The following is a 25,666-nucleotide window of genomic DNA, read 5'->3' on the forward strand; positions in this document are numbered from 1 at the left end:
CTTATCGGTCTTTCATCTCGTTATCCAGATTTAACACACGGATCGGCTTTATAAACCCATTTTTGTTCGGGTGTAGCTGATACAAAGCGATCATTTTCTCGTGGTTCGTTATTGCTATGGGACCATTGGAGGAAAGCAAGAATTCCGGTGCCTGTATTACCGCTCCGTTTTTCACTCTCGTAGCTAATTTATCATGAATTTCATATTTCGGCAATCGATTCAGTACTTGTTCAATAGGTATAATGGCCTCTTCAATTTTTCTGCGAGCAACCAATTGTTCAATTTCTTCAAAGGTGAGACTATTTTTTGCCGTAATTCCCGCTGACTCAATCCGAACGAGCTTTGACATATGGGCTGGATAACCTAACATGTCTCCTATCATCACGGCAAGGGTGCGGATATACGTCCCTTTACTACACTTCACCCGAAAGTTAATGTGAACCGGATCCCCCTCAAATGTATCCAAATCATCTAGTAATTCTAGTTCAAAGATTTTTACTTTCCTTTTTGGCCGTTCAACCGTTTTTCCTTCCCTCGCATATTCGTATAAACGTTTCCCGTTCACCTTCACTGCAGAATACATAGGTGGAACTTGGATGATTTCACCGGTTAAACGGTGAAATACCTTTACGATGTCTCCTCTACGGAACGGTTTTGTAATCGACTTTTGTTCAACGATTTCTCCATCGGCATCTTCTGTCGTAGTGGAAATGCCAATCGTTACTGTGCCTTCATAACTTTTATTTTCATTTTGTATAAATTGAACAACCTTCGTTGCCTCGCCAATAGCGATGGGGAGCACTCCGGTTACACTAGGATCAAGCGTTCCTGTATGCCCGATTTTTTTAATACCTAACAATCTTCTTAACTTTACGACACAATCATGGGAAGAGTACCCGGAAGGTTTCCAAAGGGGTAAAATCCCATTCATACCATTCACCTTCTATTCAAAAGGGTCTGACGAAACCAGTCAGACCCTTTTTTTAATTTTCTTCCTTTTTTTCATGATTAATATTTTGTAGGAGTGTTTCAATTCGGTTTCCGTATTCGATTGATTCGTCGAATTCGAAATCGATTTCCGGGGTTTTTCTTAAACGAATCCGTCTACCGATTTCTGAACGGATAAACCCCTTTGCCTTTGTGAGGCCAATTAGCGTATTTTCCCTTTCCTCTTCTCCACCTAAAACAGAAATAAATACCTTTGCTTGCTGTAGATCTCCAGTCACTTCCACATCAGTTACAGTAACAAATCCAATTCTCGGATCTTTAATTTTCCGGCTGATGATATCGCTCAGTTCTTTTTTCATTTGTTCCCCAACTTGTTTTGCACGGATTTTCAAGTTGATCACCTCCGGGTTAAAGCCACTCAATTTCAGTTATTGTCAGTTCAATTTCAGGAAAGGAGTCGATGAGTTTTAAAACTTGTTGGTATTCCTTTTCAGCGACTTCTTTTACTGTCGATACGGTAACGAGTGCTATTTTAGACCGTTGCCACTGATTTTGAAAATCGATTTCTGCTACGGCAAAATTGAATTTCTGTCGAATTCGCGTTAAAATACGTTGTAAAATGGCCCGCTTGTCTTTCAACGATTGACAATGATAGAAATAACACTCAATTTCCGCAGAAAGAATCATGATCGTCTAATTTCCTCCATGATATACGCTTCGATTGTATCTCCTTCTTTAATATCATTAAAGTTTTTAATGGTCACACCACATTCATAACCTTGAGCCACTTCTTTTACATCATCCTTGTATCGTTTAAGGGAATCGATTTCTCCTTCGTATATAACGATGCCATCTCGGATTAGTCGAACCCCGCTATTCCTCGTTACCTTTCCTTCCATTACATAACATCCAGCAATTGTACCGACTTTGGAAACTTTAAAGGTGGTGCGAACTTCCAATTGCCCGATTACTTTTTCCTCATATTCTGGATCGAGCATTCCTTTCATTGCAGACTCAATTTCATCGATTGCTTTATAAATAATCCGATGTAAGCGGATATCAACTTTTTCCGATTCGGCCATTCGTTTTGCATTCGTCGTCGGGCGAACGTTGAAACCGATTATAATCGCGTTGGATGCAGTAGCTAACAGGATATCCGATTCGGTAATCGCACCGACACCTGTATGGATAATATTTACCTTCGCACCCTCCACATCGATTTTTTGTAAAGAAGAGCTAAGGGCTTCTACAGAACCTTGAACATCGGCTTTTACAATGATGTTCAATTCCTTAACGTCCCCTTGTTTCATTTGGTCAAATAATTTATCGAGACTGACTCGTGCGGTTTCATTTCGATTTTCTTGTAACGCCTTTTGGGCCCTTGCTTCCCCTACTTGACGGGCCGTCTTTTCATCATCGAATACGACAAATCGGTCACCGGCTTGCGGTACTTCGTTCAATCCAGTGATTTCAACTGGTGTGGAAGGTCCTGCCGATTTTACCCGCCGTCCTAAATCATTCACCATCGCTCGTACACGTCCAAATGTATTTCCGACAACGATCGGATCACCAATTTTCAGTGTACCGTTTTGAACAAGAAGGGTGGCAACGGAACCTCGACCTTTATCCAATTCCGCTTCAATAACCGTTCCATAGGCTTTTCGATTCGGATTTGCTTTTAATTCTTCCACCTCACTGACGAGGAGGACCATTTCTAATAGTTGATCCACACCTTCTCCTGTCAAAGCAGAAATCGGGACGAAAATTGTATCGCCTCCCCAACTTTCTGCAATCAAACCATATTCGCTCAATTCTTGCATTACCCGGTCTGGATTCGCTGTCGGTTTATCCACTTTATTCACCGCAACGATAATCGGTACATTAGCTGCTTTTGCGTGGTTAATGGCTTCAACAGTTTGCGGCATCACGCCGTCGTCAGCAGCTACAACTAAAATGGTAATATCCGTCACCTTTGCACCTCGTGCCCGCATCGTCGTAAAGGCGGCGTGACCAGGTGTATCTAAGAAGGTAATTTTCTTCCCATCAATTTCTACTTGGTATGCACCGATATGTTGGGTAATACCACCTGCTTCCAGCTGGGTTACTTTTGAATGGCGAATGTGATCTAGGAGGGTCGTTTTCCCATGGTCGACATGCCCCATAATTGTAACAACCGGAGGACGTTCGATTAAATTTTTTTCCGAATCATCCTTAGAAATATATGCTTCCAAATCGGTCATATCGACCTTTACTTTCTCTTCTACTTCTACGCCGTATTCACTTGCAATCAATTCGATGGTATCTGCATCCAACGACTGGTTAATCGTCGCCATGACACCGAGCATTAACAATTTTTTAATGATTTCTGAAGGCTCGAGATGGAGCTTTTTCGCTAATTCATGAACGGTCAACGATTCGGTAAATGTTATTTTTTTCGGGAGTTCTTTTTCCTTTTTCTGTTGTTGGGATTGGGCATTTTCTTGTTTTTGTTTTTGTGCACCTTTTCCTTTTTGTTTCTTTTTAAAGACTTTGTTTTCCTTTGGGCGATATTCTTGATCGGATTTTTTTTCTTCTTTCATTTTCGACTGCACACTGTTTCCTTTTCCTTTTTTTGACTTCACATCTATTTTTTCATCGTTCATTACTTTTGAGGTCGGTTCCATTTTCGGTGATTTTATTCCGTTTCCGTTCGCTTTCGATTGTCCGGATTTTGTACCTTTTTCTTTTTGATTCGTCTTATTCGATCCCTTATTTTGTTGGGAAGGGGTCCGTTTTTGTCTTTTCTGATGATCTCGTTTTATTTTTTGTGTTTGTTGATTTTTTCCAAACACTTGATCTAATTGGCGAATGACGTTTTCATCGATCGCCGTCATATGATTCGACACTTCGATATCCATTTCTTTTAATTTATTAATCACTTGTCTACTAGTGATGTGATTCCTCTTAGCGTATTCATATACGCGTAATTTCGTCATACTTTCACCCCCGTATAATTAATCGAGCAAGGTTAACAATTTTTTCGAGAATCCTTCGTCCGTTACCGCGACGACGACACGAGCATGTTTTCCGATCGCAGCGCCAATCATTTGTCTGTTCCCTTTCTGTTTTACCGGGATACCGTAATAGGAACATTTATCTTTAATCCTTTTCGATGTAAGATTGGATACGTCTTCGGTCAAAATAACTAATTTTGCCCGCTTTTTTTGTATTTCTTTTAGGACGAGTTCTTCTCCGGTAACGATTTTTCCAGCCCGATTAGCTAAACCTAACAACGACAACCATTTCTCTTGGACCATCTTTTAAGAAGTTGGCTCCTTTTCAATGTATTGAGTGATTTCTTCGTAAATCTTTTCGTCAACTTCTACTTTTAAATGTTTTTCTAAAATGTTTTTCTTTTTCGCTAATACGACCGCATCTTTATTTTTTGAAAGGTATGCACCACGCCCAGATTTTTTTCCCGTTGGATCGATGGAAACTTCCCCATCCTTTGAACGTACGATTCGAATCAATTCCTTTTTCGGTAGCATTTCACCTGTGGCAACGCATTTCCGCATAGGTATTTTTTTTTGCCTCGTCACGGTATCACCACCCCTTACTCTTTATCTTGTGGAAGTTCATCATCGACCAATAGATGTTCTTGTTCTTGATCTTGACTATTCGCTTCCATAATTACATCCTCCGAGAAGAAAGGTTCTTCCCTTGGATAAATCCCCATTTCTCTTGCGTCTGTTTCACTTTTTATATCAATTTTCCAACCGGTTAATTTCGCCGCTAATCGGGCATTTTGTCCACGTTTACCAATGGCGAGGGATAATTGATAATCTGGGACGACTACAACGGTCGATTTCTCCTCTTCGTTGACGAGGACATCTAATACTTTGGAAGGACTAAGGGCATTTGCAACAAATTCAACAGGATCTTTTGAATATTTTACGATGTCGATTTTTTCTCCACAGAGTTCATCCACAACTGCTTGAACCCGAGAACCCTTCGGTCCGACGCACGCTCCAACTGGATCGACATCTTTATTTGCTGAATAAACAGAGATTTTGGATCGATCCCCTGCTTCCCGGGCTACGGACATAATTTCTACTTCTCCTTCATATATTTCCGGCACTTCCAGTTCAAACAATCTTTTTAAAAGATTTGGATGGGTACGAGAAACGAAAATTTGCGGTCCCTTTGTCGTCATTTCTACTTTCGTGATGTATACCTTTATTCGATCGTTATGATTGTAAGTTTCATTGGGCATTTGTTCATGTACAGGCATAAGTGCTTCGGCTCGACCGAGACTGACATACACAAATCGATGATCTTTTCGTTGAACGATTCCCGTCATGATATCATCTTCCCGATCGGAAAATTCTTCGAAAATAATTCCCCTTTCAGCTTCACGCACCCTTTGTGTAACGACTTGTTTTGCTGTTTGGGCTGCAATTCGACCGAAATTTCTCGGCGTTACTTCAATTTCGACAATATCACCGATCTCATAGTTCGGATCTATTTTTCTCGCTTCTTCCAGAGAAATTTCCAATCGGGTGTCAAATACTTCATCGACGACTTCCTTTCGAGCAAAAACTTTCATCGATCCCGTTTCAAGATTAAAATCGGTACGAACATTTTGCGCCTGATTAAAATTTCGTTTATAGGCAGAAACTAATGCAGCTTCGATTGCTTCGACTAATAAATCTCGAGAAATTCCCTTTTCCTTTTCTAGTCTATCCAAGGCATCCAATAATTCGTTACTCATTTTTTGCGGTATCCCCCTTAATTTGATCTTTTTGATCTTTTCGAATACATTAAAAACTTACGGCCAAACGAGCAAGTGCAATTTTTTTCAACGGTATCATCACTTGCTTTTTTCTCGTTTTGATTAGGATTTCGACATATACATTTTCACCGTCAAAATTCGTTAATGTTCCTTCGAATATTTTTTCCTTTTCAATCGGTTCATATGTTTTTATGTAAACCCGTTTTCCAACGGATTTTTCAAAGTCTTCTTTCCTTTTAAGTGGACGCTCCGCACCGGGAGAGGATACTTCTAAATAATAATTGTGTGGAATTGGATCAACTTCATCCAATTTTTCACTTAAACGCTCGCTGACCATTTCGCAGTCTTCAATATCTATCCCGGTTTCTTTATCGATAAACACACGTAAAAAATAATTTTTTCCTTCTTTTACATACTCTATATCCACGATTTCCATATTGAGCTCACGGACAATCGGCAATGCTAAATCATGGACCGTTTGGGCTATTTTACTCATACAACCCCTCCTTACATAAAAAAGTCCTTTATAAATAAAGTCCTAGGATAGACCATGTTAAAAAGGATGCCATACAAATAGGAAAGAGTGGGAAATCCCACTCTTTGTTTCAAACCAAAGATTACACTTTCAATAAAGAATATACCATAACGAAAATGTTTATGCAAATAGGCATTCCTTTAAAAAAGCGATAATTGGTTTTGTTCCGGTAACGATTCGAGACAACCTTGTTTTTCTAAATATTCTAAGATCGTCTTCGAAACCTTACCGCGTTTTTGTAAATCTTCTTTCGATAAAAATTCTCCTTCTTCCCTAGCCTTAACAATATTCATCGCAACGGATGTTCCAAGGCCTGGGACCGCATTGAACGGTGGAATTAGTGAATCGCCATCAATAATAAATTCTGTTGCTGACGAACGATACAGATCGATATTTGTAAAGGAAAATCCTCTTTCACACATTTCTAGGGCAACTTCTAGCACCGTTAACAAGTTTTTTTCCTTTTGGGAAGCACCCATTCCTTTCTCCTCAATTTCCAGGATTCTTGCACGAATCGCATTTGAACCACGAATCATCGCCTCTAAATCAAAGTCCTCTGCGCGAACGGTAAAATAGGCTGCATAAAACAGTAAAGGATGGTGAACTTTAAAATAGGCAATTCGAACAGCCATCAATACGTAAGCAGTGGCATGGGCCTTCGGAAACATATATTTAATTTTTTTGCACGAGTCGATATACCAATCCGGTACGTTTTGCTTACGCATCGCCGACTCCATTTCTTCCGTTAAACCCTTCCCTTTTCGAACCGATTCCATAATTTTAAAGGCAAGGGATGGTTCAATTCCTTGATAGATCAAATAAACCATAATGTCATCTCGACAACCGATCACTTCTTTTAAAGAACATGTTCCGCTCTGAATTAATTCTTGAGCATTTCCTAACCATACATCGGTTCCGTGGGATAATCCGGAAATTTGTACAAGTTCGGAAAAGGTCGTCGGATTCGTTTCCTCCAACATCTGACGGACGAAACGTGTACCAAATTCTGGAATACCAAGGGTGCCCGTCTTGCACATAATTTGTTCTTCAGTGATGCCTAAAGGTTCGGTAGAACTGAATATTTTCATGACTTCCGGATCATCCGTCGGTATCGTTTTTGGATCAATACCACTTAAATCTTGTAACATCCGGATGACGGTCGGATCATCGTGACCGAGTATATCCAATTTCAATAAATTATCGTGGATCGAATGGAAGTCAAAATGGGTCGTTCGCCACTCAGAATCTTGGGCATCTGCAGGATATTGAATCGGAGTAAAATCATAAATATCCATATAATCTGGAACGACGATAATTCCACCAGGATGTTGACCTGTCGTTCGTTTAACACCCGTCATACCCTTCGACAACCGATCGATTTCCGCTTGTCGCAAAACTAACTGATGATCTTCTGCATATCCTTTAACGAACCCATAAGCGGTTTTGTCAGCCACTGTACCGATCGTTCCTGCCCGATATACGTAGTCTTCACCGAATAATACTTTAGTGTAATTATGTGCTGTCGGTTGATATTCTCCAGAAAAGTTTAAGTCAATATCTGGAACTTTATCCCCTTTAAAACCTAGAAACGTTTCAAAAGGAATATCATGGCCATCCTTTTTATACAATGTCCCGCATTTCGCACAATTTTGATCGGGCAAATCGAATCCACTACCGACCGAACCGTCATTGAAAAATTCAGAGTTTTGGCATGATGGACAAACATAATGGGGGGGTAACGGATTTACTTCTGTGATGCCCGTCATCGTTGCAACAAAGGAAGAACCAACCGATCCCCTAGATCCGACCAGATAGCCATCATCAAGGGATTTTTTTACTAGCTTATGGGCAATTAAATAAATGACGGCAAATCCATTTTCAATGATACTTTTTAATTCTTTTTCCAATCGCTTTTCAACGATTTCAGGTAGCGGATCACCGTATATTTTTCGAGCTTGTTCATAACTCATCGATCGAATCTCTTCTTCTGCCCCTTCGATTTTCGGAGTATACAATTCATCCTTGATCGGTTTAACATCTTCAATGAAGTCGGCAATTTTGTTCGAGTTTTTGATGACGATCTCTTCCGCCTTTTCTTCTCCTAAAAAACGAAAGGAAGTTAACATTTCATCCGTCGTACGGAAATGAACATCAGGCAAGTTTTGTCGATTCAGTCGATTCGCCCCACCTTGAGAGGCAATTAATATTTTTCGATAGATTTTATCTTCCGGATTCAAATAATGGACATTGCCCGTAGCGACGACTGGGATATCTAATTTTTCACCAAGGGAAACAATTTTTGCGATCGTATCTTCTACTTGTTTTTCCGATTCAAAAACTTCTCCGGTCTGATATACTTCTTTTGGATGAACTTCAAAAAAATCGTAAAATTTCCCGATTTCTTCTAATTCTTCGGTCGGTTTTTGCTGGGCTGCTTCAAATAATTCTCCCAGCCCGCATCCAGATCCAATAAGTAATCCTTCCCGATACGTTTGTAAAACAGAACGCGGTATGCGCGGAACACGATAAAAATATTGGATATGGGATAGGGAGATGAGTTTAAATAAATTTTTTAGTCCTTTTTGATTTTTGACGAGTATTGTGCAATGAAATGGACGTGTCCTTTGATAAGCCGTTTCATTTTTCCCTAATTCATTTAATTCATCGTGATAATAAATTCCTTTCGATTCTGCATCCTTGATCATTTTAATGAAAAGGTGTCCCGTAGCTTCCGCATCATAGATTGCCCGGTGATGTTTCGTCAATTCGACATTGAATTTTTTGGCCAATGTATTTAAACGGTGATTTTTCAACTCTGGATATAAAAATCGGGCTAATTCAAGGGTGTCGATCACTGGGTTTTTTACTTTTCCGAATCCAATTCGATCGTATCCCGCATTTAAAAAACTAATATCAAAGGATGCATTATGAGCTACTAACGTAGTATTTTTCGACCACTCATAAAAATCTTCCAATACTTTTTCAACATCTGGTGCATTTTTCACCATATCATCGGTAATGCCGGTCAGTTCAATCGTCGTAGCTGATAATGGTTGCTTCGGATTCGCAAAGGATTCGAAGCGATCGATGATTTCCCCATTTTGAATTTTAACCGCAGCAAGTTCGATAATCGTATGGTAAATGGCAGATAGCCCGGTCGTTTCCACGTCGAAAACAACGTACGTTTCCTCATCGAGTTTTCGATGGGTCGGATTGTAAGCGATAGGAATACCGTCATCTACAATATTTGCTTCCATACCGTAAATGATCTTAACCCCATGTTTTTTTCCAGAATAATACGCTTCCGGAAAGGATTGGGCTACTGAATGGTCGGTGATGGCAATGGCTCGATGCCCCCATTTTTTCGCCTGACCGACCAGTGCATCGACGGAAGAGACAGCATCCATTTGGCTCATCGGTGTGTGCAAATGTAATTCTACCCGTTTATCTTTGGCCGTATCCTGCCGTTCCTTTCCACTGATTTCATTAATATCGTTTGCAATTAATACGAGATCACGAACAAAGGTGTCGTTTTGAACGTTCCCACGAACACGAACCCACATTCCTTTTTTGATTTGTTTTAATTTTTCACCGTCTTCCTTCGTATCTTTGGAAAACATTTTCACTAAAATCGAATTCGTGTAGTCTGTAATCTTACATTCTAACAATGTTCGACCGCTTCTCAGTACCTTCGTTTCACTTTCAAAAATATATCCTTCAACGACGACTCGTCTTTCTTCATCGGTAATCTCTTCCAATTTACGAATCGGCTGATCAGTTTGTATCGGATAACCAATGATAACAGGTCCTTCCTTTTGTTTGGATTCGACCTGTACCTCTTTCTTTTTTATCTCCACGATTGCTTGTTTTGCCCGGATTTCATCTTCTTGTTTCCTTTTTTCTAGGAATTTTTCATATTCCCCATTATCTTCTTTATATTGATCTTCAATGGAAAATAGAAGAGGAGGGAAACCGAACTGTTGATATATTTGGGAGATAGTCTGGCCGTATTTCTTTTTTAATGTTAAGGCCTCCATCTCATTTCTTGCATATACAGATATCTTATTCCCCTGTATTTTCGGTATTTGTTCATTTAATAAAGATAATAAAGCCGGTGACATTCCATCCAATTGATTTATACAATAATTCCAATACTCAATGACGAAGGAAGGATCGAATTGTTTTTCTTTCGACTCTATTGTGAAATGAACATTGGCTATATGTTGAAAAGCCTTTTTCATATGAAATTCGAACTGGTGAAAAACGGAAAAAGGTAGGATCGACTCTAAGGAAAAATGAAAGTTCCATGTTTTCGCTTCCCTTTCAACGACTAATTTTTCTATTTTTCCATTTTGAAAATAAGGCATCCATTCATCTTTATTCAGTCCGATTTGGCTTAGCAATATTTGAAACCGTTGCCGTTTTTCCTGTTCTATTTGTTCACTCAATTTTTTCCCCCCTTAACAAGGAAAAAGAAATGTCTTCCCTTTCCTCAAAACTTCATCAACGTTCATTATAACATAAGCGGAAACGTTACAAACTGATGGCGTATTTCCTTAAACTCTAGCTGAAAAAAGCTTGACTCTAAAAGAATCAAGCCTGAACAATTCGATCGATCTCTAATATTAAGTTTTCTTTCTTTATATCTTTTGACTCGCCTGTGCTACGCTCTTTTAATTCGACAATCCCTTGGCTAGCATTTTTTCCAACGATAATCCGATATGGAATACCGATTAAATCCGCATCTGCGAATTTCACCCCAGCCCGCTCATGTCGATCATCGAAGAGAACTTCAATTCTTCTTTCCTTGAGCTGTTTGTAAATTTCCGTTGCTAAATCCATTTGGGTCTGATCTTTTGTATTGACGATGATCAAATGAACCATATAAGGGGCGATTGATTTTGGCCATACGAGACCTTTTTCATCTGCTAGTTGTTCACTAACGGCAGCGAGCAAACGGGATACACCAATTCCGTAACATCCCATAATCATCGGCTGACTTTTTCCCTTTTCATCTAAAAAGGTTGCATTCATTGCTTCACTGTAACGGGTACCTAACTTAAACACATGACCGACTTCAATTCCCTTAGCAAATTTAATCGTCCCTTTACCATCAGGTGACGGATCACCTTCTTGAATAAATCGAAGATCGGCATATTGGTCAATATGGAAATCCCGATCGGGGTTCACATTGATAAAATGTTTACCCACTTCATTTGCCCCGCAAACGCCGTTAACGACATACTTGATTGCATGATCGGCGATAATTTTTACATTTTTTGTCCCAATTGGCCCGACGAACCCGATCGGGCAGCCTATGATTTCTTCCGTTTGTTCCGGTGTTGCCATCTCTACAACCGAAGCATCGAGTATGTTTTTTAATTTCACATCATTTACTTCATGATCTCCCCTTACTAATGCGAGAACAAATTCGTCATCAACGACAAATAAGATAGATTTAATACAATCGGAAGGGGAAACGTGTAAAAATTGTGCCACATCTTGAATCGTTTTGTGGTCTTTTGTGTCGACTTTTTCCAACGGTTTTTCATTTTCCTGCTTTTTGTCGTATTTCGTGATTACTTCTGCCATTTCAATATTGGCTGCATAGTCCGATTCATCCGAATAGGCAATCGTATCTTCCCCAGTATCCGATAAAACCATAAATTCGTGGGTATCCTTCCCACCGATTGCTCCAGAATCGGCAATTACTGCACGATAATTTAAACTAAGACGTTTCAGAATATTCGAATATGCTTGAAACATCAAATCGTATGTTTCATCTAAACTTTCTTTATTCGTATGGAAGGAATACGCATCTTTCATAATAAATTCCCGACCACGTAATAGACCGAAACGGGGTCGCTTTTCATCGCGAAATTTCGTTTGGATTTGGTAGACGGTAAGCGGAAGCCGTTTATAACTTTTAATTTCATCCCGAATATGGCTTGTAATGACTTCTTCATGGGTGGGACCTAACACGAATGGACGTTCATGACGGTCTTCCATCCGCATTAATTCAGCACCGTAAGAGTACCAACGACCTGTTTCCTTCCATAATTCGGCAGGTTGAAGGGCAGGCATAAACATTTCAACTGCATCGATCGCATCCATTTCTTCACGAATAATATTTTCGATTTTTTGCAATACCCTTTTACCTAATGGGAGGAAAGTATAAATCCCACTTGCTACTTGCCGTATAAATCCTGCCCGAACTAAATATTGATGGCTTTTAATTTCTGCTTCAGAAGGAACTTCCCTTAATGTAGGTATAAATATTTTACTTTGCTTCATATTGCACCTCTAATTTTTACCAGTTTCAAATAATTATTTAATATTGTAAACATATTTTGAAAATTGTCAATCAGTTAAAGAAAAAACCGTTGAATATCGTTCCACGTTACGACTAGCATTAACAAAAAGAGTAATGCAAAACCGATAAAATGGACGAAGCCTTCCTTATTTTTATCAATCGGTTTCCCTCTAACAGCTTCGATGCCCAGAAACACTAACCTTCCCCCGTCAAGGGCTGGAATCGGTAAAAGATTCATTATGCCTAAATTGATGCTCAATAGGGCTCCCCATCTCATTAAACTAAAAATACCGGTTTGGGCGACGATCTCCGTCGATGCATAAATGCCGACAGGACCAGCCAGAGCATCGATGGTAAATCCACCAGTGATTAGATCTCCTAAAATAATAAAAATTTGTTTCGTCCAAAAGGCGGTTTGTTCAAATCCTAAAACAAAAGCTTTCAACGGGGATTTATCCATCGGTTGATACACTCCGATTTTACCTCCCCCGTCAACGTTTTGAGGAACGACTGGAATTTCCAAAAACTCCCCATTTCTTTCTATTTGGAACGTTAACGTTTTTTCTGGATTTGCCTGGATGACCTCAACGATGTCTAGCCAACTTGTTACTTCTGCCCCATCGATTGCATAAACGATATCCCCTTCCTGCAAACCTGCTTCAATGGCAGATCCATCCGGTGTAATTTTACCTAATCTCGGTTCATCCGACGGGTTTCCTTGGACGATTCCTAAGAAAATAAAGATTACTGCTGCCAAAATAAAGTTAAATAAGGGTCCTGCAAAAATGGTCAACGTCCTTGCAAGTAACGGTTTTGAATGAAATTGTCGATTCCAAGGAGCAATTTGTGTTTCAATACCATTTTCCACATAACAGGCTTTTTCATCGACGGGGTAACGATTAACCTGCTCTTCCCCTTCTTCATAACCGCGAATGACTAATTCCCTTTCCATATCTGCCTGTTCTACTTCGACAATCTTCGCCTCTGGATATTGTTCCTTTTTGTTCAAAACAATTTTTTGAACGATTCCTTCATTATTCAAAATCAGACCTACAATTAGACCGGGACGGAGTTCGATCGTTTCTGGATCTTCACCAGCCATCCTGACATATCCGCCAACGGGAAGAAGGCGAATGGTATACATCGTTTCATTTTTTTTCCAAGCAAATACCTTTGGACCGAAACCGATCGCAAATTCTCGACATAAAATACCGGCTCGTTTAGCAAAAATGAAATGCCCTAGTTCGTGAAAAAATACGAGGGCTCCAAATAAAATAATGAAAGCAATCACTGTGCTAAATGTGCTCATTTTAAAAAACCACCTTTATGGTAAAATATATCGTTGGTTACGTTCGCCATTTTTCTTTCGAACCCCATTTTTTCATTTCGTTTCTCGTTTCTTCATCGACTTTCAAAATCGTCTCCAGATCTGGATTTGGAATCGAATGGTGTTGATTCATCGCCCGTTCAATCCAATTTTCAATTTCCAAAAATCGAATTGTACCTTCTAAAAAGGCATTGACAGCCACTTCATTCGCAGCATTTAACACAACTGGCATCGTTCCACCGATTCGCCCTGCATCGTAGGCGAATTGCAAACAAGGGAATCGTTTCATATCCATCGGTTGAAAATGAAGGGTGCCTAATTTGGCTAAATCCAACGATTCCGATTCATTTGGAATCCGCTTCGGATACGTAAGGGCATACTGGATTGGAATGCGCATATCCGGTGTTCCTAATTGGGCGATCACACTTTTATCTTGGAACTCTACCATCGAATGAATCGTACTTTCCCGATGGAGGAGAACATCGATTTGATCATAAGGAACATCGAATAGCCAATGGGCTTCTATCACTTCTAAGCCTTTATTCATCATAGTTGCAGAATCGATTGTAATTTTCGCACCCATCAACCAATTTGGATGTTTTAGTGCATCTTCAACAGTAACGGATTTCAATTGTTCTCGGTTTAAGTCCCTGAAACTGCCACCTGATGCGGTCAAAATAATTTTTTTAATCTCTTTCTGATTTTCTCCCTTTAACGATTGAAAAATAGCGGAATGTTCACTATCCACTGGGATGATTTCAACGCCGAAGTCCCTCGCTTTCTTCATGACAAGATGTCCTGCTGTAACAAGGGTTTCTTTGTTCGCAATGGCAATACGTTTTCTTCCTTCGATCGCTTTCAAAGTGGGCAATAATCCGACGCTGCCTAAAATTGCGTTGACAAGAACATCGGTATCGTTATGAATCGCCACTTGAATTAATCCATCCATACCGTATACAAAATGGATATTCCCTACATATTCCGATTTTAAACGGCTCCAGTCTTCCCTATTTTTCACTGAAACAAGTTTCGGTTGAAATTCTTCAATGATTTTCCTCGCTAAAGGGATATTTTCCCCAACACTAAAAGCGACTAGTTCAAATTCATCCCGATGATTTCGTATCACATCCAACGTTTGTTTGCCGATTGAACCAGTAGCACCTAGAATGCTAATCCCTTTCCTACTCAACGATTTCATCTCCTATCAGGTAGGATGATCCTATTGATGTATCCTTCTCCACTTATATTTTACAAGTTAAATAAAAATTGAAAAAGGGGCATGACAAATAGCCAACTATCTGTCCGATCTAAAATCCCCCCATGTCCAGGTAAAATCCATCCCGAGTCTTTTACACCGTAATGGCGTTTCAATGCAGACTCCACTAGGTCACCAAGTTGACCGAAAACGGATAAAATGATGGAAAAAATAATAAAACGGGCAAAATCAATCCCATTAGAAATATCGGATAGATAATAAAATAAAAGCGCAACGATGAGGGCGAAAAAAATTCCACCGATTGAACCTTCCACCGTTTTATTCGGACTAATGGATGGAGCGAGTTTCCTCTTTCCAATCGCTCTTCCGATAAAGTATGCCCCAGAATCCGTTGCCCAAATAAGAAATAAAGAAAAAAAGATAAAGAGAATCCCCATAAATCTCGTTTCCATTAAATAATAAAAACCTGTACCGATATATAAAACGGATAAGATGGTAAACCCAATTTCATCAAAGGAATAGCGATTGTTCGTTATGACAGTAATCGTTAATAAAACTAACACGAGAAATAAAAAGACCTTTCCTTTTACTGCCATATCTATATGTACAAAAGTAAAGTCATATTCGACTGGAAAAAGGAAAACCCATAATAATAACAAAGAAACGATTCCTGCAAGTGAAAAAGTAGGGATTTGTTTCATACGCAACATTTCGAATAAGGCAACAGAAGCCATCAAATAAATCAGTATAATAAACGGGAATTTACCGATATATACAATCGGTAAAAATATCAATGCGGCAACAATGGCCGTCAAAATTCTTTCTTTCATGGAAAAACCTCACCCTTATATTCCCCCAAAACGGCGGGAACGTTTTTGATATTGTTCGATGGCATCTAAAAATAATTGTTCGTTGAAGTCGGGCCAAAGAACGTCTGTAAACCAAAGTTCGGTATAAGCAATTTGCCATAACATAAAATTACTTAAACGAATTTCTCCACTCGTGCGGATGAGCAAATCGGGATCGTGAAAATCTTTCGTCATTAAATACTGGGAAAACAGTTCATCGGTTAAATCATTTTCATTTATTATACCATTTTTTGCATCCTTTATGATGGATTTAATCGCATTAAGTATTTCTAATCTACTTCCATAATTTAGCGCAAAATTTAAAACCATTCCAGTATTTTCTTTCGTATCAGCAATCGCCTTTTCCACCGCCCGTAAAGTATGATTCGGTATTTGTTCCTTTATGCCAATCATTCGCACTTGTACATTATTTTCGACTAATTCTGGAAGATATACGTCCAAAAATTGTTCGGGGAGTTTCATTAAATAATTCACTTCATCTTTCGGCCTTTTCCAATTTTCCGTGGAAAAAGCATACAATGTAAGCGTATCAACATGAAGGTCGTTTGCCAACATCGTTATTTTTCTGACCACTTTCATTCCTTCGTGATGGCCTGCGATTCGGGGAAGGGATCTTTTTTTCGCCCATCGACCATTCCCGTCCATAATAATAGCTATATGTGAAGGGATGTCCATCGATTTTATTCGTTCAATCCGTTTATGTAGCAATTCCGCCTTCGGTATCTTTAACCATTTTTGGAACATTCGATTGATCCTCCAGTGATTTCATCCAAAATTTTCTCAACAATCATTTCACCATTTTACGATTACCCATTTTCTTTTCCTACTCCTTTTTATTATCCGATAAAGGGAAATAAAAAGTAAAGGATGAGAAAGAACGATTTGGGAATAAGTTCGTTATTAGAAAGAAAAAGCCCCTATGAAACAGGGGCGCATAAAGGATTTATGGGTCGATTAATTAGACTTCCAATATCTCCTTTTCTTTCTCCTTCATCAATTGATCGATTTTCCCAATATGATCGTTTGTAATCGTTTGAACTTCATCAGTAAACCTTCGCAAATCGTCTTCCGTTATTTCACCATTTTTTTCTAATTTTTTCAACTCTTCATTGGCATCTCGTCGAATATTTCGAACCGCCACTTTCGCCTCTTCAGATTCCTTTTTCACAATTTTAACTAATTCTTTTCGACGCTCTTCCGTTAGCGGCGGGATAACGATTCGAAGTAACGATCCGTCGTTTGTCGGATTCAAACCTAAATCCGATTTCAAAATCGCTTTTTCCACTTCACCGACAATCGATTTATCGTACGGTTGAATCACGAGCATGCGAGCTTCCGGGACAGATATGGAGGCCAACTGATTGATCGGCGTAGGCACCCCGTAATAATCGACCGTAATTTTATCTAACAAAGATGCATTTGCACGCCCTGCGCGAATGGTCGTCAATTCGCGGGAAAAAGCTTGAATGGCTTTTTGCATTTTATTTTTCGCATTATCGATTACTTGCTTTGTCATTGGTTTTCCCCCTCACAACAGTTCCGATATTTTCACCGAGCACAACTTTTTTAATATTTCCTTCTTCCATTATTGAGAATACAATAAGAGGTATATCATTGTCCATACATAATGATGAAGCTGTCGAATCCATTACTTGTAATCCATCTTTAATGACATCTAAAAAGGATAGTTCATCGAATTTTTTTGCCGATTTATCCTTTAGAGGATCTGCTGTATACACTCCATCCACATTGTTTTTCGCCATTAAAATGACTTCAGCTTCAATTTCCGCAGCTCGTAGCGCAGCAGTCGTATCTGTTGAGAAATATGGATTTCCAGTGCCTCCAGCAAAAATAACGACCCGTTTTTTCTCCAAATGGCGAATGGCCCTTCGGCGTATGTATGGTTCAGCTACTTGGCGCATTTCAATCGATGTTTGAACCCGCGTTCCAATACCGAGTTGTTCAAGACTGTCTTGCAATGCGAGGGAGTTCATTACGGTTGCTAACATCCCCATGTAATCAGCAGTCGCCCGATCCATTCCCATTTCACTACCGACTTTTCCACGCCAAATATTTCCTCCACCGACGACCACTGCTACTTCCACACCCATTTCGGCAACTTCCTTAATTTGACCAGCAATCGATTTAATAATTTTCGGATTGATTCCGTATCCTTGTTCTCCTGCTAAAGCCTCACCGCTTAACTTTAAAACGACTCGTTTGTATTTTGGTTTCGTCATAGGAACCCCCGTCACTCTATTTGTAAATGATATATGATGATCGGTTTTGCATCAATGCACGTTTATTAGTCCATCTTTTAAAAAAGGTTGACATTGATGTGGTTACCGAATCGATATCCACATGTCAACCTTTCTCAATCATTAATTTTTCACTTGGTTCATGACTTCTTCAGCGAAGTTGTCTTGTCGTTTTTCTAACCCTTCCCCTACTTCATAACGAATAAATGTTTTTAATGTAGCGTTATGGGATTTGACATATTGTTTTACTTTCATATCCGAATCTTTTACAAAATTTTGTTCTAGCAAGCAAATTTCTTCAAAAAATTTACCGAGGCGGCCTTCTACTATTTTTTCAACAATATTTTCTGGTTTTCCTTCATTTAAAGCTTGTTGTTTTAAAACTTCACGTTCATGGTTAATTTCTTCTTGAGGGACGTCATCCCTTGATACGTATTTCGGGTTTAAAGCAGCCGCATGCATGGCAACATCTTTTGCAACCGTTTCATCTGTCGTACCTTCCAAAACGGTTAATACAGAAATGCGACCACCCATATGCAAATAGGCTCCGAACACATCGTTATCCGTTTTCGTCACAATTTCAAAACGACGCAATGTGATTTTTTCACCGATTTTTGCAATAGCAGCATTGATAAATTCTGAAACGATAGATCCGTTATCCATCGTTTGTTTCAATGCTTCATCGACGCTTGATGGTTTCGCCTTTAAAAGATGGGAAGAAAGATCTTTTACGAGATTTATAAAAGAATCGTTTTTCGCAACAAAGTCTGTTTCTGAATTGACTTCTAAAATAACGGCATCATTGCCTTCTGTCAAAATAAAAGTGGTTCCTTCGGCTGCAATTCGATCCGCTTTCTTCGCAGCTTTAGCAATACCTTTTTCCCGTAAATAATCGATCGCTTTTTCCATATCACCGTTTGTTTCCGTTAACGCTTTTTTACAATCCATCAGACCAGCACCGGTTTTTTCACGTAATTCCTTTACCATTTGGGCTGTAATCGCCATAAATGTACTCCTCCTTAAAGTCACTTTTTAATCACACATCCGAATTCTTTCTGAAAAAAAGGTGATAAGGGCTTCCCGCTTATCACCTACTTTTATCCCTTACTCGGCTTCAACCATTTCTTCGACCGTTTCGTTTACTTCTTCACCTTGGTTCGCTTCCATAATCGCATCAGCCATTTTACCCGTTAAAAGTTTTACAGCACGGATGGCATCATCGTTTGCTGGAATCACATAATCGATTTCGTCAGGATCACAATTCGTGTCGACAATACCGACGATCGGAATATTTAATTTGCGGGCTTCTTGAACCGCAATCCGTTCTTTCCGTGGATCGATGACAAATAAACAATCCGGAAGTTGATTCATTTCTTTTATGCCGCCGAGGAATTTTTCAAGTTTTTCCTTTTCCTTTTTCAAACCGACGACTTCTTTTTTCGGCAATACGTCGAACGTACCATCTTCAGCCATTTTTTCAATTTCTTTCAAATGTTGAACACGTTTTTGTATCGTCGCAAAGTTCGTTAAAGTACCACCTAACCAACGATGGTTCACATAGTACATACCTACGCGTTCTGCTTCTGCTTTTACGGATTCTTGAGCTTGTTTTTTCGTACCCACGAATAAAACTTTGCCACCGTCAGCAGCTAATTGTTTCATAAAGTTGTACGCTTCTTCGACTTTTTTAACCGTTTTTTGTAAGTCGATAATGTAAATACCGTTTCGTTCCGTAAAAATGTATTTTTTCATTTTCGGATTCCAACGGCGCGTTTGGTGACCGAAATGGACACCGGCTTCCAATAATTGTTTCATGGATATAACAGACATTCAGTTTCCTCCTATACTTGGTTTTTCCTCCGCCCGTTTCCCCTTTAAACAGGACCGCTTGACGGCACCCCCGCTTAAATCCACAGGCGTGTGTATTCACACCACGAAATACTATAACATAAACAGGGGATACAAATCAAGAAGGACCGGTGAGGTTATAAAAAATTTTTTCCTTTTTTCTAAATTCTATGCTTCCCTTTTTTCTCGGGAAGCTGCTTCAGCAATTTTGAAAAGTGAAGGGGTAAACTTGATTAACAGTTCGATTTCTGTTTTTCCTTTTTTTAGTTGTTTTGCAATTTCTTCAACAGTATACCCGGATTCTAATAATTGTTTAACGTCATTAAGTAAGCGATCATGTTCTTTAATCGTTTGGACACTTTCATCGTGAACAGGAGGGCTAGCTTGTTTTGAAGACGATTTTTTTTCCTTACTTTCATTATCTTCTTCGAGTTCTTTACGTTCGTTTCCTATATGTTTTTCATATTTTCCTTCTTCTTTTCTACCATCGAAAGGTTGTTGTTGTTTTTTTAATTGTCGTAATTTCCCTAGAAATTGATCGTTTTCTTCTTTCATTTCTATAAGAAAGGAAGAAATCATCTCTTCCATTTCCCGATTTAATCGTTCAAACTTTTTTTCCAAATCGTGATAGCGATTTTGCCTTAAAAATAAAAGGATTATTAAAAAAAAAGCGAAAATAACAAGAATGAAGTTCACAACCATTAAAAAGTCCATCATCTTCCATTAATCATCCTTTGTAATCGATAAATTTACCTTTAAAGGGGTGCATTTCCTCTTCCTTAGCATTTTGTTGTTGTTCAATTTCCCTTTCGGAAAAAGAAGACTGATTGTTTCCTCGTCCATCTTTTTTTAGTTTCAAATTGTTCGTTTCATGATTTTTAGAAACGGTTTTTCGCTTTCGTTCTTCATTTTTTTCAACGGATATATGAGTTTGTGCATTCATAATAAGTGCTCGATTATTTTGGTCATGCTGAATTTTTCCTGCATCCACAGTTTTTGGAATAGCAATTTGCATTTCAACATTTTTCAAACTCATCGAAAATCCCGCCTTTTATATACGACTTAACGTAGTAAATGTTTCAATTTCGAGATCGCCTTTCGATGGATTTGTGAAATTCGAGATGTAGATAAATTGAGAATTTGTCCAATTTCTGTAAACGTTAATTCCTCTTGATATAATAAGCTTAACACGTATTGTTCCTTCTTGGAAAGTTTAGTAATCGCATTTGCCAATTCCTGAACGTTTTCTGAATAGATTAATTCTTCTTCCGGTGTTTTCATTTGTTCATCTCGAATCACATAGGATGGCATTTCCTCTTCGTGATCCTGGTTATGGTCATCGATGGATAACACGTTCGCAAAATAACTATCTTCCAATAGTTCGGACACTTCTTTTTCGGATAAACCTGCTTCTTTTGCTACTTCTTGAACCGTTACGTTTCGTAAAAATTTCTGTTCTAAACTCGCTACAATATGTTCAATTTTTTTCGTTTTCTCCCTCGTTTTTCTTGGCAGCCAATCCTCTTTACGTAATCCATCTAAAATGGAACCACGGATTCGAAAGGATGCATACGTTTCAAATTTTAATTGACGTTCAGGGTCGTATTTTTCAAGTGCCTCATATAAACCGAATAAACCGAGACTGAACAACTCATCTTTACTAACGGACTTCGGAAGTGTCCGCTGAATTTTATCTACGATAATATTCACTAAAGGAACATATTTTTTAACGAGGAGATTGGCGGAATACTCATCCCGTTTTTCTAGCCAATTTTTAAATAATCGTTGATCATCCATCGACTTGTTGCCTTCATTTTGATCAAAAGCCATCGATTGCTGATCGGAATGTATAGAAAAAGGCATATTTCCCCTCCTTTGCCAAGAAAAGGTGTAGCATTTTCAAGGGAAACGGAGTTCACATCAAATCTCCTTAATCCCTAGGTTAACGGTTCGAATCGTTAAAACACCATTTTCTGGATTAAACTCGATCGTCCGTCCGTTTGATCCTCCCGTATCTTCTGCAATAATTGGAATTCGGTATTTTTCCAATTGTTTTTTGACCGCTTCCACATTTCTCGGTCCAATTCGCATAATTTCGCTTTTCGAAGCGGTCTGAAACATCTGTGCACCACCTGCAATTTTCGCCCTTAAGGTTACTTTTCTTACGCCGACTTCTTCTAATTTCCGAATCAATGTTTCTACAGCAGTATCGGCGTATTTTGCCATATGGATCGTTTTCCCTCGAGCTAAAGTGGAGTCCGGAAGCATAATATGTGCCATTCCTGCTGTTTTCTTATGTAAGTCATAAAGAATAATACCGACACATGAACCCAATCCAGCCGTACGTAATTTATCTGGGGCCTTTGCAATTTTCATGTCTGCAATACCGACTTTAATCGTTTTTCCGTTCTCTATCATTATTGATTGACCCCTAATGAAGAAAAGATTTTTTGAAATGAATCCGGATCTGGAAGTAAAAGAAAATGACCTTTAATGAAGCCGTTTTTATCTTTGGAAAAGGGATCTTTTATTTCCGCATCGATCACGATTGCATGATCACTAACTTTAGAAATTTCAATCAAACCATACGTAATTATAGCCCCAAACATATCGATACTAACAGCAGGAACGGATGGAATGATAGATAAGCGTAAAAATTCCGACAAAGCTGTTAAATAAGAACTGGCCACAATGTTTCCTAATTCCTGAAAAGCGGAAATGGCCATTTCAGAATACGGTGGTAGAACGAATGAGCATTGATCCAATCCAGGTAATTGTTGGATAAATGTAGATGCCTTTTCCACCGACAAAACGAAAAACATATTTCCAGTTAAATCCCCAGAAAACTGTAAAAATATGGATGCGACTTTTTTATCTGCGCTACCGTATAGTTCCATCATCTCGTCAAAGGATAAAATACGAACCATCGGAACGTTCATTTCGATTTTTTTGTTTAACAGTTGGGAAAGGGCTGTAGAAGCATTTCCCGCACCTATATTTCCAATTTCTTTTAATATATCTAACTGCATTTGATTAAACATAAATGTACATGCCACCTTCATCCCTTTTGTTTTGTTACACATTCATGATTTGTTCGATGTTTAAAAGCATGAGGAGCCTGTCTTCAATTTTTATGATCCCATCGATATACTCCTTTTTTTCCGAACCGATAATATCCGGTTGTGCTTCTACATTTCCTTCACTTATTTGGATTACATCATGGGCTTCATCGACGATAAAACCAACTTGTTTATCTTTTATTTTAATGATAACGATTCGAGTATGCTCATCATAAGGTTTTTCCTCGATTTGAAATCGAGTTCGTAAATCGATGATCGGAATAATGATTCCCCGTAAATTAATAACCCCTTTTATGTAGGACGGGACATTTGGAACCCGTGTAATCGGCATGATTTTTTCAATCGAAACAACATACTGAACATCGACACCGTATTCCTTATCATTAATGGAAAAAGCGACAATTTTCGAAAGCGTGTCATTAGTATTGTCGATCATGGGAACTGACTCCTTTCAACCTTCTATTTAATTAAGGCATTACAATCGATAATCAATGCAACTTGTCCATTTCCGAGAATTGTTGCACCGGAGATGGCAAAAACGTTTGTTAAAAAGTTGCCTAGGGATTTCAATACGATTTCTTGTTGTCCTATAAAGGAATCAACAACAAGTGCAGCTAGTTTTTCTCCTTTACGGACAATGACGATCGATAAAAAGTCATCCTCCAGTTCTTCTCCTGGAACTTGGAAAACATCCTTTAAAAATATAAGTGGTACAACTTTCCCCCGAAAATCAATCACAGGTTGTTCATGGGCGTATTGAATTTCCGAGCGTTTGATAATAGCCGTTTCTATAATCGATGTAAGTGGTATAGCATATTTTTCCTGTTTAATTTCCACGAGCATAACAGAAATAATCGTTAACGTAAGCGGTAATTGAATGGTAAACCGGGTCCCTTTATCACGTTCTGATTGAACAGTGATTGAACCCCCCAAGGATTCGATCGTATTTTTCACAACATCCAAGCCAACGCCTCGACCGGATATATCTGTAATTTTTTCCGCCGTCGAAAAACCGGAAGAAAAGATTAAATCATAAACTTCCTTATCCGTCAATCGATCTGCTTTTTCTTCAGAAACAACTCCTTTCCGGATCGCTTTTTCCAAAACCTTTTCCCGATTAATTCCAGCACCATCATCTATAATTTCAATAAAAACATGATTTCCACTATGATATGCCTTAAGCTCGATGGACCCTTCTTCCGGTTTCCCTTTTTTCCTCCGTTCTTCCGGCATTTCGATACCGTGATCGATGGAATTTCGTAGTAAATGTACAATTGGATCACCAATTTGGTCGATTACAGTCCGATCCAATTCCGTTTCTTGACCGATAATTTGCAAGTTGATTTTCTTATGTAATTCCCTTGACAATTGGCGAACCATTTTTGGAAAACGATTGAACACAGACTCGACCGGAACCATTCGCATCGTTAAAATAATCGATTGCAAATTACTAGAAACTCTCGACATTTTTTCCACGGTATCCGTCAACTCAGGGTGATTAATATCTTTACTGATTTGTTCTAACCTGCCTCGATCGATCACTAATTCTTCAAATAAATTCATCAATTCATCAAGGCGATTAATATTAACTCGAATCGTTTTATGTAAATTTCCCCTTTTATTTTTTTGTTGTACTTGTTCTTTAGGTTCGGTATCCTTCTTTTGATTCGTATCTTCCTTTTTGGGATGAGTTTCTCCGGTAGACTTTTGTTTGTTTTGAAGGTCCTCCAACTGGATTGGCACGACATGAACGTTGTCAATCTCAGATACTTTCATAATTTTCTTTACGATATCTTCCTTTGATTCGTTGGTAATCACGGTCATTGTAAATTGGAGATCAAATTGCTCTTCTTCAAGTTGTTCAACCGGTGGGTTTGATTTAATTATGTCGCCTAATTTTTCTAAAACATTAAAAACCATATACACCCTTGCCGATTTTAATAAACAATCCGGGCGTAGTGATACCGTTAATTCATATGCAATGTAGCCTTGTTCAAAGGATTGTTCTAAAACGGTCATTTCATATGTATCATATGTTAATTTCAGAGAGGAACTCGTTTCATTTATGTCAGATGTGACCTTTTCTTTTTTTGAATCGCTCTGTGGAGGTAAGGATCCTTCCGTTCCAAAGAATTTTAGTTTTTCCACCGTCTCCTGCACATCTGCACTGCCGTCTCCTCCGGATGCAATGGACTCGACCATGGCTTCCAATTGGTCGATGGCGATAAAGATCAAATCGATTAAATCTGAAGATACATCGAATTTTCCATTTCGAATTCCGTCGAGAACATTTTCCATTTGATGGGTCAAGTTTGCCATATCTTCATAACCCATCGTAGCAGACATCCCTTTTAACGTATGGGCCGAACGAAATATTTCATTGACAATTGTTATATTTTCTGGATTCTTTTCCAACTGAAGTAATTGTTCATTACAGTTTTGTAAATGTTCCCTGCTTTCTTCGATGAAAACTTCTAAATACTGATTCATTTCCATCTTTT

The 25,666-nt window shown here is 38.8% G+C and carries 25 protein-coding genes; all 25 read right to left on the bottom strand.

What is annotated here, in order from left to right:
- Window position 1: 1 nt before the first annotated feature.
- Complete coding sequence (truB, locus tag OE105_RS05510) at window positions 2-931, bottom strand: tRNA pseudouridine(55) synthase TruB (RefSeq protein WP_275421740.1); 930 nt, start codon at window positions 929-931, stop codon at window positions 2-4.
- A gap of 52 nt (window positions 932-983) precedes the next feature.
- On the bottom strand, window positions 984-1,307 hold the full coding sequence (rbfA, locus tag OE105_RS05515) for a 30S ribosome-binding factor RbfA (RefSeq protein ID WP_420842588.1): 324 nt from the start codon (window positions 1,305-1,307) through the stop codon (window positions 984-986).
- Window positions 1,308-1,356: 49 nt separating this feature from the next.
- Entirely contained in the window at window positions 1,357-1,635 is a 279-nt protein-coding gene (locus OE105_RS05520) for a DUF503 domain-containing protein (protein ID WP_275421742.1), read from the bottom strand.
- A complete protein-coding gene (infB, locus tag OE105_RS05525; RefSeq protein WP_275421743.1) occupies window positions 1,632-3,923 on the bottom strand; it encodes a translation initiation factor IF-2 in 2,292 nt (763 codons plus the stop codon). Before infB ends, OE105_RS05520 begins: the two co-directional genes overlap by 4 nt.
- Window positions 3,924-3,941: 18 nt before the next feature.
- Window positions 3,942-4,244, bottom strand: a complete 303-nt coding sequence (locus OE105_RS05530; protein ID WP_275421745.1) for a YlxQ family RNA-binding protein — start codon at window positions 4,242-4,244, stop codon at window positions 3,942-3,944.
- Between the two features lie 3 nt (window positions 4,245-4,247).
- Window positions 4,248-4,526 carry an RNase P modulator RnpM gene (gene rnpM, locus OE105_RS05535; RefSeq protein WP_275421746.1) on the bottom strand — a complete coding sequence of 93 codons (279 nt, stop codon included), beginning with the start codon at window positions 4,524-4,526 and terminating at the stop codon, window positions 4,248-4,250.
- 14 nt (window positions 4,527-4,540) lie between these two features.
- On the bottom strand, window positions 4,541-5,698 hold the full coding sequence (gene nusA, locus OE105_RS05540) for a transcription termination factor NusA (RefSeq protein WP_275421747.1): 1,158 nt from the start codon (window positions 5,696-5,698) through the stop codon (window positions 4,541-4,543).
- A gap of 49 nt (window positions 5,699-5,747) precedes the next feature.
- Entirely contained in the window at window positions 5,748-6,215 is a 468-nt protein-coding gene (rimP, locus tag OE105_RS05545) for a ribosome maturation factor RimP (RefSeq protein WP_275421748.1), read from the bottom strand.
- A gap of 179 nt (window positions 6,216-6,394) precedes the next feature.
- Window positions 6,395-10,702 carry a PolC-type DNA polymerase III gene (locus OE105_RS05550; protein WP_275421749.1) on the bottom strand — a complete coding sequence of 1,436 codons (4,308 nt, stop codon included), beginning with the start codon at window positions 10,700-10,702 and terminating at the stop codon, window positions 6,395-6,397.
- Window positions 10,703-10,847: 145 nt separating this feature from the next.
- Entirely contained in the window at window positions 10,848-12,548 is a 1,701-nt protein-coding gene (locus OE105_RS05555) for a proline--tRNA ligase (protein ID WP_275421750.1), read from the bottom strand.
- 74 nt (window positions 12,549-12,622) lie between these two features.
- Window positions 12,623-13,876: an RIP metalloprotease RseP gene (rseP, locus tag OE105_RS05560; protein WP_275421751.1), complete on the bottom strand. Its 1,254-nt coding sequence runs from the start codon at window positions 13,874-13,876 to the stop codon at window positions 12,623-12,625.
- A gap of 37 nt (window positions 13,877-13,913) precedes the next feature.
- Window positions 13,914-15,083 (bottom strand): 1-deoxy-D-xylulose-5-phosphate reductoisomerase, encoded by a 1,170-nt coding sequence (gene dxr / locus OE105_RS05565; protein WP_420842575.1) that lies wholly within the window; start codon window positions 15,081-15,083, stop codon window positions 13,914-13,916.
- Between the two features lie 59 nt (window positions 15,084-15,142).
- Entirely contained in the window at window positions 15,143-15,940 is a 798-nt protein-coding gene (locus OE105_RS05570) for a phosphatidate cytidylyltransferase (RefSeq protein WP_275421753.1), read from the bottom strand.
- A gap of 15 nt (window positions 15,941-15,955) precedes the next feature.
- A complete protein-coding gene (locus OE105_RS05575; protein ID WP_275421754.1) occupies window positions 15,956-16,723 on the bottom strand; it encodes an undecaprenyl pyrophosphate synthase in 768 nt (255 codons plus the stop codon).
- 214 nt (window positions 16,724-16,937) lie between these two features.
- Window positions 16,938-17,495 (bottom strand): ribosome recycling factor, encoded by a 558-nt coding sequence (gene frr / locus OE105_RS05580; RefSeq protein ID WP_275421756.1) that lies wholly within the window; start codon window positions 17,493-17,495, stop codon window positions 16,938-16,940.
- Complete coding sequence (gene pyrH, locus OE105_RS05585; RefSeq protein ID WP_275421757.1) at window positions 17,473-18,219, bottom strand: UMP kinase; 747 nt, start codon at window positions 18,217-18,219, stop codon at window positions 17,473-17,475. The genes frr and pyrH overlap by 23 nt, the downstream gene beginning before the upstream one ends.
- A 141-nt stretch (window positions 18,220-18,360) precedes the next feature.
- Window positions 18,361-19,242, bottom strand: coding sequence for a translation elongation factor Ts (gene tsf, locus OE105_RS05590; RefSeq protein WP_275421758.1), 882 nt, complete (start codon window positions 19,240-19,242; stop codon window positions 18,361-18,363).
- 99 nt (window positions 19,243-19,341) lie between these two features.
- A complete protein-coding gene (rpsB, locus tag OE105_RS05595; protein WP_275421759.1) occupies window positions 19,342-20,067 on the bottom strand; it encodes a 30S ribosomal protein S2 in 726 nt (241 codons plus the stop codon).
- A 186-nt stretch (window positions 20,068-20,253) separates the two neighbouring features.
- Window positions 20,254-20,802: a hypothetical protein gene (locus OE105_RS05600; protein ID WP_275421760.1), complete on the bottom strand. Its 549-nt coding sequence runs from the start codon at window positions 20,800-20,802 to the stop codon at window positions 20,254-20,256.
- A 10-nt stretch (window positions 20,803-20,812) separates the two neighbouring features.
- Complete coding sequence (locus OE105_RS05605) at window positions 20,813-21,121, bottom strand: hypothetical protein (protein WP_275421761.1); 309 nt, start codon at window positions 21,119-21,121, stop codon at window positions 20,813-20,815.
- A gap of 26 nt (window positions 21,122-21,147) precedes the next feature.
- Entirely contained in the window at window positions 21,148-21,882 is a 735-nt protein-coding gene (locus OE105_RS05610; protein WP_420842589.1) for a FliA/WhiG family RNA polymerase sigma factor, read from the bottom strand.
- A gap of 123 nt (window positions 21,883-22,005) precedes the next feature.
- A complete protein-coding gene (locus OE105_RS05615) occupies window positions 22,006-22,503 on the bottom strand; it encodes a chemotaxis protein CheD (RefSeq protein WP_275421762.1) in 498 nt (165 codons plus the stop codon).
- Window positions 22,503-23,126, bottom strand: a complete 624-nt coding sequence (locus OE105_RS05620; protein WP_275422107.1) for a chemotaxis protein CheC — start codon at window positions 23,124-23,126, stop codon at window positions 22,503-22,505. The genes OE105_RS05615 and OE105_RS05620 overlap by 1 nt, the downstream gene beginning before the upstream one ends.
- A gap of 34 nt (window positions 23,127-23,160) precedes the next feature.
- Window positions 23,161-23,601 carry a chemotaxis protein CheW gene (locus OE105_RS05625; RefSeq protein WP_275421764.1) on the bottom strand — a complete coding sequence of 147 codons (441 nt, stop codon included), beginning with the start codon at window positions 23,599-23,601 and terminating at the stop codon, window positions 23,161-23,163.
- A 23-nt stretch (window positions 23,602-23,624) separates the two neighbouring features.
- Window positions 23,625-25,661, bottom strand: a complete 2,037-nt coding sequence (locus OE105_RS05630; RefSeq protein ID WP_275421765.1) for a chemotaxis protein CheA — start codon at window positions 25,659-25,661, stop codon at window positions 23,625-23,627.
- Window positions 25,662-25,666: the final 5 nt, after the last annotated feature.

Source organism: Fervidibacillus halotolerans (assembly GCF_026547205.1).
In the GTDB taxonomy this organism is placed as follows: Bacteria; Bacillota; Bacilli; order Bacillales; family Caldibacillaceae; genus Fervidibacillus; species Fervidibacillus halotolerans.